This window comes from Ruoffia halotolerans (genome assembly GCF_014049385.1).
Classification (GTDB): domain Bacteria; phylum Bacillota; class Bacilli; order Lactobacillales; family Aerococcaceae; genus Ruoffia; species Ruoffia halotolerans.
In genome coordinates this window covers 40439-54110 of the sequence record NZ_JACAOA010000013.1, presented here as the reverse complement: position 1 = coordinate 54110, position 13672 = coordinate 40439, and the positions used below count along the sequence as shown (strand labels likewise).

Here is a 13672-nt window from a genome sequence, read left to right as displayed (position 1 = left end):
TTAATTACTTATTTATTTTTAATTTTATTTTATTGAAAAACGATCTGCTAATAACTCTAAAGCGTTGATTCGATTTTCGATTTTTGGCATTAATGGAATGATTAACATTTCATCCGCTTGAAATTGATTTACTAAATGATCCAATTGTTTCTTAACTGAATCAATATCTCCGACAACCATTCTTGTACGATTAGCTTGTACAATCTTTAAATCCTCTTGAGTAAATTGATAATTCTTTGCCGTTTCAACTGATGGAAATTGCTTAAATTCATCAAAGTGGTTTTTACCTAGTAACCAAACATCTAACGCTTTTTGAAGTTCTTTTGCTTCTGCATCTGTGTCAGCTACAACGACAAATGGCGAGAACATGACGATTGGTTGCTCTACTGCTTTTGATGCTTTAAATTCACTTCTATATATTTCAGCCGCATCTTTCCCAACATTCAATTTATCACTGCTTGCATTTGGAAATAAACCAAAAGTCAATCCAAGTCCATTTTTAGCAGCGTTTTTTGCACCTCTAGTACTAGTTGTTAACTGGAACATCTGGGGCACTGTATCGACCTTAGGATTGGCCGTAATATCATTTAAACGATGATCAAAGTCATTTGTATCTGTCACGTATTTATATAAATCTTGAATACTTTGATTATAAGGTAATTTTCGCTCTTTCGTTTCATTTAATGCTTTGTTAACTAAATTAGTTCCTAAAGAATTACCAATACCTAAATCAATACGGTTTGGATGAAATGCTTCTAACATTCTAAAGTTTTCCGCCACTTTATATGGGCTGTAATGAGGTATCATCACGCCTCCTGATCCAATTCGGATTCTCTTTGTCGAATCAGCAATATGCATCATTAACATTTCAGGGGAACTACTTGCAAACGCTGGAACATTATGATGTTCTGCCACCCAATAACGATGAAAACCTAATTTTTCTGCAACTTTCGCTAAGTCAGTGGATTCTTTTACCGCAGTTTGTACATCTTTTAATTCATCAATTTGAGCATAATCTAATACACTTAATTTAATCAATGATTTTCTCCTCTCAAATAACTGTTATAACTTATTATTATTACTGTATCATAATTATTATCTTTCTAATAGTGATTACCTTTAAAGTAGTCTACATCATGATTTTGTCTGTTATAGCAAATAATATGAACTATGATATAATGACCCTATTAAACTTATGAAGGGGTCGTATCATGTACGTAATTGAACATATTCGAAACGGTGTTGAGGTGTTAGATCATGCTACTCAATTAGCTATGCATATTTATGCTTTAGAAAACATTAAGTTGGATGAATCCTTAATTTTCCCATATCGACCAAGTGCTTCCGTCCAAATTGGAAAGTACCAAAATACCGTTGAAGAAGTAAACCAAGAATATATATCAGGAAACAATATTGATATTGTTAGAAGAGAAACAGGTGGTGGTGCTATCTATATGGATAGAAACCATGCGAATTTTGTTTTTATAATAGACGATCCTTCTACAAATTTTGATAAAAATTTCGATCGTATTTATCAACCAACAATAGATGGATTAAAACATTTAGGGGCTAAAAATGTCGGCCGTAAAGGTCGAAATGACCTTGAAATTGATGGTCAAAAAGTTTCTGGTGCAGCTGTCACTATTCAAAAAGGTCGATTATATGCAGGCTACTCTCTTCTTCTAGATATAGATTTTGATGCTGTCGAAAATGCATTGCGACCAAATCGCAAAAAAATAGAATCTAAAGGGATTAAGTCAGTGCGACGTCGTGTTACACCAATTCGTTCACATCTAGCCCAGGAATATCAAGATATCACAGTGGAAGATTTCGAAAAAACTATGTTAATGCATTTGTGTGGTGTTAATCATCCAGACGATATTAAGTATTACCGACTATCTGAGGAAGAATGGGCGGCCATTGATAAGATTGCTGAAGAAAAATTCGCTAATTGGGAGTGGAATTATGGTAAATCGCCACGTTACGATTATAATGCTGATGGTCGTTTTGAAGGCGGAACGGTATCGCTAACGCTCAATGTAGATAAAGGGAGAATTCAAAAAATCCGTATTTATGGAGACTTTTTTGGAAAAGCTGATATAAAAGATATCGAAAATGCTTTAATCGGAACACGTGTTGAACGTAAAGATTTATTAGAAGCTCTTACACCAATTGAACTTAATGAGTATTTTGGTAAGATTACAGCCGAAAATATCATTGATTTGATTTTAGAACAATAAATAGTATAAAACATAGTAAAAAGAGGCTTTATCCAACGATATAGCCTCTTTATCTTAAATTATGTATCCTACTCTAAGAAATCTTTTAATTGCTTAGAACGACTTGGGTGGCGTAATTTACGTAATGCTTTCGCTTCGATTTGACGAATACGTTCACGTGTGACGCCAAACACTTTACCTACTTGTTCTAAAGTGCGAATATTCCCGTCATCTAAACCAAAACGAAGACGTAATACATTCTCTTCACGATCAGTTAAAGTATCTAGGACATCTTCCAATTGTTCTCTTAATAAAGAACTTGAAGTAAATGCTTCTGGACTCATAGCCCCTTCATCTTCAATGAAATCACCTAAATGTGAGTCATCTTCTTCACCGATTGGTGTCTCAAGGGAAACAGGTTCTTGAGCAATCTTGAGAATTTCACGGACTTTTTCAGTCGGTAAATCCATTTCAGCACCAATTTCTTCTGGAGTCGGTTCTCTACCTAAATCTTGTAATAATGTTCTTTGTACACGTACTAATTTATTAATAGTTTCTACCATATGTACAGGAATACGAATTGTTCTTGCTTGGTCAGCAATCGCTCTTGTGATTGCTTGACGAATCCACCACGTAGCATAGGTAGAGAATTTAAATCCTTTATGGTAGTCAAATTTATCAACAGCTTTCATTAATCCCATATTACCTTCTTGAATTAAATCTAAGAAAGACATACCACGCCCAACATAACGCTTTGCAATCGATACAACTAAACGTAAGTTTGCTTCTGCCAATTCTTGTTTAGCTAAGTCATCGCCATCTTCAATTCGTTTTGCAATGGACACTTCTTCATCTGCTGTAAGTAAATCAACGCGTCCAATTTCTTTTAAATACATACGAACTGGATCGCTTACTTTGATTTTAGATACGGCTGCTGAAGACGCTGTTGTTGACTTGTCACCTTCTTCTGCTCGTACCATTTGTTGTTTAGTTGGTCCACCATCGTCACCAACGACCGCAATACCACTATCTTCAACTTGTTGAATTAATTTATCAATAGCATTTGCATCCAGTTCGTATGGACTAGCAATTGATTCTGTTAATTCATCATAATGAATTTGACCTAACGTTTCCTTTTCAGCAATTAATAGTTTCGTTGCTTGTTCTAACGTAAGTGATAACTCGTTACTTCTTTCTTCTTTTACATGCTCTTGTTGAGGATCTTTTTGCTCGATTGTTTTTCCATCTTGCTGTTGTTGCTGTTCTTCTTGAACTTGATCTTTTTCAGTCATATAAGTAAGCCCCCTAAATTTCTTTAATCTGACGCGTTAAATTCATGATTCTTGTTAAAGTATGATTCATTTCTGAATAATCTTGTTGTTTTTGATATTGAACAACTTTCTTTCTTAATTCATTGATCTCTTGTTGAATAAATTCTTGCTGTAAAACTTTAAAGCAATCATCTAACAGTTGACGAGTAAAATCGAATAATTCTTGTTCCCACATTAACGAAGTTAAAAAATGACTTACTTGGGTATCGTTTATTCTATCAATGATACCAGTGAGTGGCAAATGATTTCCTTCGTAATAATATCGATCTAGCTCAAAAAATGCTTTACTTGTAAAATCATGAAAAAATACTGGAGGATTACTTAACTCTTCCATATAATCCCATGCCTCTTCGAAATAAATCAAATAGAATATAATTTGCTTTTCACTATTAAATGCTCGTTTTGATTTAATTTGCAAAGCAAGTTCTTGTGTTATAATTGGAGCATTTGAAAAACTAGCTTGAGGTGGTTCCACACTATTATTTTGATTAGTGGGTTGCTTGTAATTATTAGGTCGAATATCACGAGCACGATTGACCTGCTCGGTAATGATTGCTTCCGAAAGATGATACTCATTCACTAAATCATTAATTCTTAATTGTTGTTCAATAGGTGATTTGATTTGGCTAATTAATTCGATAACTTTTTCAATATATTGTGCAAGTTCATATTCATCGTTTAAATTATAATCTTTCTTAAAAAAATCTCGATTAAACTCAAATTGCGAAATGCATTGATTAATTAATTGTTGGAAACTATCTTTCCCGTGTTCCTTAATCCATTCATCAGGATCAAGTTTATTAGGTATCTGAATTGCTTTGATTTCTGCATTCGTAATACCTTGAGCTGTCTGAAAAGCTCGACTCGTTGCTTTTTGTCCAGCATCATCGCCATCAAAGGCAAAAATTAAAGTGTTCGTCATTTTACTTAATTGTTTTAATTGATCCTCTGACAAACTTGTTCCCATCGAAGCAACCACATTCTCGTATCCTGCTTGATACAAACTAATGACGTCCATATAACCTTCTGCAATTAACACTTTATTCTGATTACGTATAGGTAATCTAGCATTGTCTAAATTATAAATTAACTTACCTTTTTTAAAAATGCTCGTTTCAGGTGAGTTTAAATACTTGGCCGACTTTTCACTATTCTCTTGAAACACACGTCCTGAAAAAGCCACAACATCTCCTCTACTATTACGAAGAGGAATCATAATTCGGTTACGAAAACGATCAATTAATTCACCAGAGTCAGCCATATAAAAAATACCTGAATCTACTAGCTGTTCGGATGTAAAACCAGCCTTTTGTAAATATTGGACTAATAATTGCGAGTTATTTGGCGCTAAGCCAAATTGAAACACTTCTAACACTTCTTTTGTTAGCTGTCTTTGAATTAAGTAATCATAAGCTTCTGCACCATTATTTGTGCTCATTAAGTAGTAGTGGTAAAAATCATTTGCTTTTTCGTGTATATCATATAAATAACTAAATTCTTGCTGCTTTGAAGGTTGAGCTTGAATATATTTTTCATCAACCGTAATATTCGCAAACTCAGCTGCTTTTGCTACAGATTCAGTAAAAGAAATACCTTCAATTTCTTGTAGAAAACTAAAGATATTCCCCCCTCTCCCACAACTAAAACACTTATAAATTTGCTTTGGCTGTGAAACTGAAAAAGAAGGATTGTTATCCTCATGAAAAGGACATGAGGCCATGTAGTTTGTCCCACGCTTATTCAATTGAACATATTGTCCAATGAGTTCGACGATATCAACATTACTTTTAACCTCGTTGATAACTTCCTCTGGAATATAACTCAATTGAAATCACCTCTATTATTTCGAGTTAATTAGTGTAACTTTTGCTTGGTTTTGCCATGTATAACAGAATCGCACCGATACTAAATTGCACAATAAGAGCAAACAATCCTTTTAAAGAATCGCCTGTTATCTGCGCTACAACTCCTAAAATAGTCGTCCCTAATACGGAAGAGAACTTCCCGAAAATATTATAGAAACCATAAAACTGATTACTTTTCTCTCTAGGAATAATCTGACCAAAGTAAGAGCGACTTAAACCTTGAATTCCACCTTGAGCCGTTCCGACTAGCACAGCTAAAATCATAAAATCGGTAAATGAATCTAAACTTAATCCGAAAATACAAATAACTATATAAGTAGCAATACCAACAAATAACATTGTTCTAGTGCCAAAACGTCTAGCTAAATACCCGTACATAATAGAACATGGGAATGCTACGATTTGAACGACTAGCAACATTATGATAAGTTCATTTGCTGATAAGCCTAAATCTGTACCTACTGAAGTGGCCATCGCAATGATTGTTCCGACACCATCTATATAAAAGAAATAACCAAATAAAAACAAATAGATATGTGGATATTTCTTTAATTCTTTTACAGTAGCAGTTAATGATTTCACCGTCGTTTGAATAATACCTTCAGTTTTTTCTAAGTAATTCACTTGATTCACATTCTTCCAATATGGAATTGTAAAGATAAACCACCAAGCAGCTGTAAGTAAAAATCCAATATTAACAGTGACATTCGCAGGAAATATCCCTGTTAATTGGAACACCATAAATATTAAAAAGGGAAATACGCTACCGATATAACCTAAACCAAAGCCAGTTGAACTGACTTGATCTAGTCGTTCCGGTGTTGTTACATCCATAATCGAACTATCATAGAATATATTAGCTACGTGAAAACCAAATGAAGAAATCGCATAAACAACTAATAATAAAAAACAGTTACCATTTCCAATAAACATCATTGAAAATACAGCAATAATACCTAAGAGTGTTGAAATAGTGAATAAAGGTTTTCGATACCCTTTATAATCAGCACTCGTCCCAAGAAAAGGGGCTAAAACAGCTGTTAGAACTGTGGCAATCGCATTGGTATATCCAAGATAAGCCGTTGAGTCTGCCCCACTTATACCTCCTGCATCCGCAACAGACTTATAAAATATTGGGAATATAGCTGTTGTTATCATTAAGGAATAGGCTGAGTTTGCCCAATCCTGAAACATCCAACTCCACTCTGCTTTATTAAACTGACCTTTAAGTTGCTTAAACATTGTATTCTCCTGTTCTCTTGTTAGTTGATTTGACTTTCAATTACTTCCCAAATATCTTCTTTCCCTTCGGCTGTTTCAGAAGAGAATAAAAACAATGCATCACTCGTTGGTAATTCTAGCTTTTTAGTGAACATCGAAATATGTTTATTTCGCTGGCTTCTTTTAATTTTATCAACTTTTGTTAAAACAATCGCATATGGAATGTCTAATTCATCAGCAAATTCTTTCATTTGAATGTCTAATTCTGTCGGTTCATGACGAAAGTCCATTAATAACAAGAGAGTTACTAAGTTGTCTCGGTTTGTTAAGTATTCAGTGATCATTTTAGCCCATCTAGCACGATCAGTTTTGGATACTTTCGCATACCCGTAACCAGGAACATCTACAAATCGGAATTTATCATCCATATTATAGAAATTTAATGTTTGAGTTTTACCTGGTTGGCCTGATGTTCTAGCTAAGCCTTTTCTTTCGATCAATGTATTAATAAATGATGATTTTCCTACATTTGATCTTCCTGCTAAAGCAATCTCAGGTTTATCCATCGATGGATACTGTTCAAGCTTTACTGCAGTTATTTCGAGTTTTGGATTTTGTACTTTCATATTATGCTGCCTCGCTTTTATGAAATTTTTCGATTGTCATTACTATAGTATTCAGGTTTATGTGCACCTTCGACATTTTCCTTCGTAATAATTATCTTAGCGATATCTTCACGGCTTGGCACTTCGTACATAATTTCTAACATCACATTCTCGATGATTGATCTTAATCCACGTGCACCAGTTCCGCGTTCAAGCGCTTGTTGAGCAATTGCTTGAAGTGCCTCTTCTTCAAATTCAAGTACTACATTATCCATTGATAATTGTTTTTTGTATTGTTTAACAAGTGCATTTTTTGGTTCTGTTAGAATTGAAATTAAATCTTCTTCTGTTAATTTCTCTAAGGCTGCAGTAATAGGGATACGTCCAATGAATTCAGGGATTAGTCCGAACTTAAGTAAATCTTCAGAAGTTACTTGTTGCATTAAACTCTTCGTTTCATCAACTTTTCCAGTTGTTTTACCAAAACCAATGACTTTACTTCCTAATCTTTCTTTTACAATCGTTTCGATTCCATCAAAGGCACCCCCAACGATGAATAAGATGTTCTTAGTATCTAATTTTAAGAATTCTTGGTTTGGATGTTTACGTCCACCTTTAGGAGGTATATTTGCTTCTGTACCTTCTAATATTTTTAATAAGGCTTGTTGGACACCTTCACCACTGACATCCCGTGTAATTGATACATTTTCACTTTTTCTAGAAATTTTATCAATTTCATCAATGTATATAATACCTTTTTCTGCACGTTCAATATCATAATCTGCGGCTTGAACTAATTTTAATAGAACGTTCTCAACATCTTCCCCCACATAACCTGCTTCAGTTAGTGTGGTTGCATCAGCAATCGCAAATGGAACATTTAATGTTTTTGCCATTGTTTGTGCTAAGAAAGTCTTACCTGATCCTGTTGGCCCAATTAAAGCGATGTTACTTTTTTGTAACTCCACTTCATCATCATCCATCATATTCTGGTTCACTCTTTTATAATGATTATAAACAGCAACAGAAAGTGATTTTTTAGCTGCATCTTGTCCGATAACATAATCATCTAAAACGTCTTTAATTTCGCTAGGAATTAGCATTTTTACAGGTTCATGAGTTCTTTCACTTTTCAGTTCTTCGTCGATAATGTTTTTACATAATTCGACACACTCATCACAAATATATACATCTGGTCCTGCAACAATTTTATTAACCTCATCTTGTGATTTTCCACAAAAGGAACAGTAGAAATTAGTCATATCCGATGTTTTTTTTGCCATTTATTATCCTCCTTAATTTCCTTTAAAAATATAAATAACATCAAAAGAGGGATGCAAAGAAGCCCCAAATTAAACACTAGTGACTCTTGCAATCCCTCTATAATATTAATCTTTAATCCTTATTATCTTACTTTTCTTCTGCAGAGTCAACAATGATGCTCATTGCTTTCTTCATCTTGATATCTGAATTTAACATGTCGTCAGATACAAATCCACGAACTTGGTCAACTTCCATACCATATTGTTCAGCAAGAGATTTTACTTCTTCTTCTTTTTCTTCGTCGCTTACTTCAAGGTTTTCAGCTTTAACGATAGCTTCTAATACTAGGTTCGTCTTAGTACGTAATTCAGCTTCTTCTTCGAATTGATCATGTAAGTCTTGAGATGTTGTACCAGTAATTTGGTAGTACATTTCAGGTTGAATACCTTGACGGCTTAAGTTATTTAAGAAGTAGTCCATTTGACGGTGAATTTCTTCATGAACCATTGCCCATGGAATGCCACCTTCAACTTCTGCATTGTCAACAGCCTGGCGTAAAGCTAAGTCTTCAAAGATGTCTTTCGCTGCTTGTTGTTTTTCTTCTTCTAATTGAACACGAATTTTGTTTTCTAATTCTGCTAATGTTTCAACTTCGTCATCAACGTCTTTAGCGAATTCATCATCTAATTCAGGTAATTCAGTAGCTTTAACTTCGTGTACTGTTACTTTGAACACAGCTTCTTTACCAGCTAACTCTTCAGCTTGGTATTCTTCAGGGAAAGTAACATTAACATCTACGTTATCGCCAGCTTTAGTTCCAACTAATTGCTCTTCGAAACCAGGAATAAATGAATTTGATCCTAATTCTAATGAATGATTTTCTGCTTTACCACCATCGAATGCTTCAGTATCTACGAAACCTTCGTAATCGATAACTACAGTATCTCCTTCAACCGCTTCTGAATCTTTAACAACTAATTCAGCTAATTTCTCTTGGCGAGATTTGATTGCGTTTTGAACATCTTCATCAGTTACTTCAGTATCTTGTTTTTCTACTGATAATCCTTTATATTCACCAAGTTGAACATCTGGTTTTAATGTAACTTCTGCTTTCATTACCCAAGGTTCTTTTTTACCGATTGTTTCGATATCAAATTTTGGTTGTCCAACCACATCTAAACCTGCTTCTTTAACTGCAGCTTCATATGCATCTGGTAATACAGCGTTTAAAGCTTCATCATATAATGCTTCTTCACCATATACGTTGTTAAAAATCTGACGTGGAACTTTCCCTTTACGGAAACCTGGAACTGATACAGTTTTTTGTACTTTTTTAAAGGCTTGGTCTAATCCTTTTTTTACTTCCTTTTGAGGAATTTCAAAAGTTAATGTACCTTCATTGCCTGTTGTTTTTTCAAAATTTGTAGTCATTAAGTTAACCCTCCAACACTTCTTGTTTTACATACCTTTGTATTCTAACCGATAATTGCCCTTTTGTAAACTGTTTTACTCAATAATTCGTACAGATATAGCCTACGCAAGTCTTTTTTCAATATAATATCACATATTATTCATGTTTCAACATGCAACTTATGATAAAATACAATCTATGTTTGAATAATTGTTTATTATTTTTAGTCAATTGAATTAAATTTATGTTTTATCTCTATTTTACCTATCTAACAGTTTAATTATTAGTTATAATGAAAAATAGTGATAAGGAGTGACATCATGGTGAAATATCCAATGGGACATGGTCCTAAAAAACAAATCAAATTAAAACGAAATAAGAGAATAAACTATGGAAGCCGAGGTATGTCTCTTGAAGAACGCTTGAATAAAAGTAATGAGTATTACCTATCTCATAACTTAGCAGTCATTCATAAAAAACCCACTCCGATTCAAGTTGTTCGAGTGGATTATCCAAGACGAAGTGCTGCTCGGATCACAGAAGCATATTACCGTCATGCTTCAACGACGGATTATAATGGCGTATATCAAGGCAAGTACATTGATTTTGAAGCGAAGGAAACTAAAAATAAAACAAGCTTTCCTTTATCTAATTTACCAGAACATCAACGAGAGCATATGCTTTCTTGTTTAGATCAAGGCGGTATCGCCTTTTTAATTGTATCTTTTAGTGAATTAGATGAAATTTATTTACTACCTTATCAATACATACATCAATATATAAATAATAATAACAAACAAAGTCTAACTTATGATTTTATCAAGGAGAATGGTTATGAATGCCCAACTGGTATTTTTCCGATGATTGATTACTTAAAAGCTCTTGATGAATACTTGTTAGAAAATAATTAAAGTTACTTTGTAGAAAGGATGTCGTAAATGGCAACTGGAAGTCGTGTAGAACGCAAAAAATATAGAAATAAAAATAATAATAAAGGAAACAAAAATAAACGCAATCGAAAACCGAAAAAAATCGTCAAACGAATTTTCATTTTGCTCATTATGCTATTTTTCATTGCTGTCATTGGAGGAGCAGGGGTTTTCGGTTATTACGCAATGAATTCCCCTGAAATTAGCTTCAGTGATTTGCAAGGTCAAGTTTCGAGTAAGATTTATGATAAGTCTGGTGACTTAGTTAAAGAACTTGGAGGTCAAAATAAAGATGTCATGGAGGCATCGGAAATCCCACAAGTATTAGAAGATGCGGTTATCGCTATTGAAGATACTCGTTTTTATAATCATAATGGCGTTGACCCGATAAGAATTGTTGGTTCACTAATTGCAAACCTTCGAGCTGGAGGAATTGTTCAAGGTGGTAGTACTATTACTCAACAATTAGTAAAACTATCTGTATTCTCAACTGATTTCCAAGACCAAACATTAGAACGTAAATCTCAAGAAGCTTGGCTCGCAATGCAGATTGAACAAGAATATAGTAAAGAAGAGATATTAACTTTATATTTAAATAAACTATTCTATTCAAATAATGTCTATGGTGCCAAAACAGCTGCTAAGGAATTCTTCGGAAAAGATATTCAAGAAATTAATTTAGCTGAAGCTGCCCTTTTAGCTGGTCTTCCTCAAGCACCTTCTATTTATGATCCTTATACAAATCCTGCTGAAGCTAAAGAACGTCGAGATTTAGTATTAGCAGTTATGTTAGATCGAGAAATGATATCCCAACAACAATATGATGAAGCTGTTAATACGTCGATTGAATCAATGTTAGTTCCCTTATCTAACAGCTCAACAAATAAAGTTGATTTAGTCATTGATGCTTACTTAGATGTTGTCGCTCAAGAAGTGCAAGATAAGATGAACATCAATATCTATACTGATGGCGTTGAAGTTTATACGAATATGGACTATCAAGCTCAAGAAAAACTTTACGATACGGTGAATAATAATCAAGCGGTTGTCTTCCCTGATGATCAAATGCAAACGGCTGCTTCTATTGTAGATGTGGATAATGGTCAATTAGTTGCCCTGATCGGTGGACGTAAACAAGAAGTTGCGATGGGGTTAAACCGTGCAAATACATTGAATCGCTCAATTGGTTCAACTATGAAACCTTTATCAGCCTATGGCCCTGCCCTAGAATACTTAAACTTCTCTACAGGTACATTGGTTGTTGATGAGCCGTATACCTATTCAAGCGGTCAAGAATTTTATAACTATGACTTTGAATATGAAGGTAATATGACACTTCGTGAAGCTTTAGCCGGCTCACGTAATATTCCAGCTTTAAAAGTACTTCAAGCTGTTGGATTAGATAATGCCTATGCCTTTTTACAAAAGATGGATATCAATATCCTCAATGACAACAAACGTGAATTAGTCGAAGCGAATGCCTTAGGTGGAGGAATTACACCTATTCAATTATCAGCAGCCTATGCTGCCATCGCAAATTATGGTGAATACAATAAGCCATATACGGTGAATCGTGTTGTTACTTCTGCTGGTACTGAAGAAATATTCGAAACTGAAACGCGTCAAGCAATGAAAGATACTACTGCTTATATGTTAACAGACATTCTCAAAGATGTGCCTGGTGTATTTGCTAGTAGTTCTGATATTGAAGGTATTTACCATGCTGGTAAAACTGGAACAACGAATTATACAGAAGACCAGTTAGCAACTCTTGGTTTAGACCAAGGAACATATGCTGCTCCTGATGGTTGGTATGTCGGAATGAGTCCTCAGTATTCAATTAGTTCTTGGGTAGGTTATGATAATCCAAATGAACCTGGTAATTACTTGACACTTGAAGAAACTGCCATTCCTCAGCATATCTATCGTGAAATGATGACTTATTTAATGACTGATGTACCAGTAACAGATTGGGAGAAACCAGAAAGTATAGTTGAAGTAGAAATTGAAAAATATACTGATCCAATTTTATTACCGGGTCCATATACTCCTGCAGAAGCTAAATCGAACGAATTATTTATTAGAGGTCAGGAACCTACAGAACAATCACTCGCTTACGGTCGTTATATTAATCCTCCAACTGGATTTTACGCAGAATATGATCAAGAGAATAAAGTAATTAATGCTCAATGGGCACCATTGACTGAATCTGGACAGTTCGAATTATCTGTGAACGGACAAGTTGTTTACACCGGAACGAATACTGCATTCCAAATTCCTGCAGAAAGTTATGGAGAATATGTCTTAAGATTACGAATCGTTGATGGTAATAGTAGTTCTGACGTGATGATTATTACACTAACGTTAACAACTCAGGAAGATTTTTCCGGGGATGAATCTGAAAGCGAAGATGAGACAACTTCTTCCGACGATGAATCAGAAGAATCTAGACCAGAAGGAACAGAAACTGAATCTGGACCAAATGGGAATGAACTACCTGAAGAAAATCCAAGTGTTTCCGGTACGGAATCTGAATCAGAAAATAATCCATTGTAACAAAAAGAGTGAAAGAGAATAAAATTCTCTTTCACTCTTTTTTTGCTTTTATGGTGACAACCATCGACCAATTTGTTGGTCGGAATGATAAACAGCCTTATCTTTATCTTCTTCACTTACTTCAAAATCACTTAAACTTTGCGGAACCAAATATGATACTAAAAATATTGAGGATGGATTAATAAATCCAATAGTTTCAAACTGTTGATCATTTAAATGATATTGAACTCCTAGTCTCTGTGGTTCATTGACTTGATCAGAGAAACTTAATA

Annotated in this window: 10 protein-coding genes; 3 read left to right on the top strand and 7 right to left on the bottom strand. The window is 34.3% G+C overall.

What is annotated here, in order from left to right; genetic code table 11:
- Nucleotides 1–24: 24 nt before the first annotated feature.
- Nucleotides 25–1035 carry an LLM class flavin-dependent oxidoreductase gene (locus HW423_RS06260; RefSeq protein WP_218931083.1) on the bottom strand — a complete coding sequence of 337 codons (1011 nt, stop codon included), beginning with the start codon at nucleotides 1033–1035 and terminating at the stop codon, nucleotides 25–27.
- 176 nt (nucleotides 1036–1211) lie between these two features.
- Between HW423_RS06260 and HW423_RS06255 the strand changes: the two genes are divergently transcribed.
- Complete coding sequence (locus HW423_RS06255; protein WP_218931078.1) at nucleotides 1212–2240, top strand: lipoate--protein ligase; 1029 nt, start codon at nucleotides 1212–1214, stop codon at nucleotides 2238–2240.
- A 68-nt stretch (nucleotides 2241–2308) separates the two neighbouring features.
- On the opposite strand, the gene rpoD is transcribed toward HW423_RS06255, so the two are convergent.
- The 6 genes from rpoD to tig all read right to left on the bottom strand — a co-directional run bounded on the left by rpoD (nucleotide 2309) and on the right by tig (nucleotide 9935).
- The gene (gene rpoD / locus HW423_RS06250; protein ID WP_235956346.1) at nucleotides 2309–3511 is read right to left on the bottom strand and encodes an RNA polymerase sigma factor RpoD; all 1203 of its coding nucleotides are present in this window, start codon (nucleotides 3509–3511) and stop codon (nucleotides 2309–2311) included.
- 13 nt (nucleotides 3512–3524) lie between these two features.
- Nucleotides 3525–5375 (bottom strand): DNA primase, encoded by a 1851-nt coding sequence (gene dnaG / locus HW423_RS06245; RefSeq protein WP_218931077.1) that lies wholly within the window; start codon nucleotides 5373–5375, stop codon nucleotides 3525–3527.
- Nucleotides 5376–5400: 25 nt separating this feature from the next.
- Nucleotides 5401–6657: an MFS transporter gene (locus tag HW423_RS06240; RefSeq protein ID WP_218931076.1), complete on the bottom strand. Its 1257-nt coding sequence runs from the start codon at nucleotides 6655–6657 to the stop codon at nucleotides 5401–5403.
- Nucleotides 6658–6677: 20 nt separating this feature from the next.
- The gene (gene yihA, locus HW423_RS06235; RefSeq protein WP_218931075.1) at nucleotides 6678–7262 is read right to left on the bottom strand and encodes a ribosome biogenesis GTP-binding protein YihA/YsxC; all 585 of its coding nucleotides are present in this window, start codon (nucleotides 7260–7262) and stop codon (nucleotides 6678–6680) included.
- Between the two features lie 17 nt (nucleotides 7263–7279).
- Nucleotides 7280–8524, bottom strand: a complete 1245-nt coding sequence (gene clpX / locus HW423_RS06230) for an ATP-dependent Clp protease ATP-binding subunit ClpX (protein ID WP_218931074.1) — start codon at nucleotides 8522–8524, stop codon at nucleotides 7280–7282.
- A gap of 127 nt (nucleotides 8525–8651) precedes the next feature.
- Complete coding sequence (gene tig, locus HW423_RS06225; protein WP_218931073.1) at nucleotides 8652–9935, bottom strand: trigger factor; 1284 nt, start codon at nucleotides 9933–9935, stop codon at nucleotides 8652–8654.
- 297 nt (nucleotides 9936–10232) lie between these two features.
- Between tig and recU the strand changes: the two genes are divergently transcribed.
- A complete protein-coding gene (gene recU / locus HW423_RS06220) occupies nucleotides 10233–10826 on the top strand; it encodes a Holliday junction resolvase RecU (RefSeq protein ID WP_408014885.1) in 594 nt (197 codons plus the stop codon).
- Nucleotides 10827–10853: 27 nt separating this feature from the next.
- On the top strand, nucleotides 10854–13400 hold the full coding sequence (locus HW423_RS06215; protein WP_218931071.1) for a PBP1A family penicillin-binding protein: 2547 nt from the start codon (nucleotides 10854–10856) through the stop codon (nucleotides 13398–13400).
- The last annotated feature ends 272 nt before the right edge of the window (nucleotides 13401–13672 follow it).

What these genes read in the sequence shown, in the direction of transcription:
- HW423_RS06255 (WP_218931078.1), top strand. Translation starts at nt 1,212, where the DNA reads ATGTACGTAATTGAACATATTCGAAACGGTGTTGAGGTGTTAGATCAT.
- rpoD (WP_235956346.1), bottom strand. Translation starts at nt 3,511, where the DNA reads ATGACTGAAAAAGATCAAGTTCAAGAAGAACAGCAACAACAGCAAGAT.
- HW423_RS06240 (WP_218931076.1), bottom strand. Translation starts at nt 6,657, where the DNA reads ATGTTTAAGCAACTTAAAGGTCAGTTTAATAAAGCAGAGTGGAGTTGG.
- yihA (WP_218931075.1), bottom strand. Translation starts at nt 7,262, where the DNA reads ATGAAAGTACAAAATCCAAAACTCGAAATAACTGCAGTAAAGCTTGAA.
- clpX (WP_218931074.1), bottom strand. Translation starts at nt 8,524, where the DNA reads ATGGCAAAAAAAACATCGGATATGACTAATTTCTACTGTTCCTTTTGT.
- tig (WP_218931073.1), bottom strand. Translation starts at nt 9,935, where the DNA reads ATGACTACAAATTTTGAAAAAACAACAGGCAATGAAGGTACATTAACT.
- HW423_RS06215 (WP_218931071.1), top strand. Translation starts at nt 10,854, where the DNA reads ATGGCAACTGGAAGTCGTGTAGAACGCAAAAAATATAGAAATAAAAAT.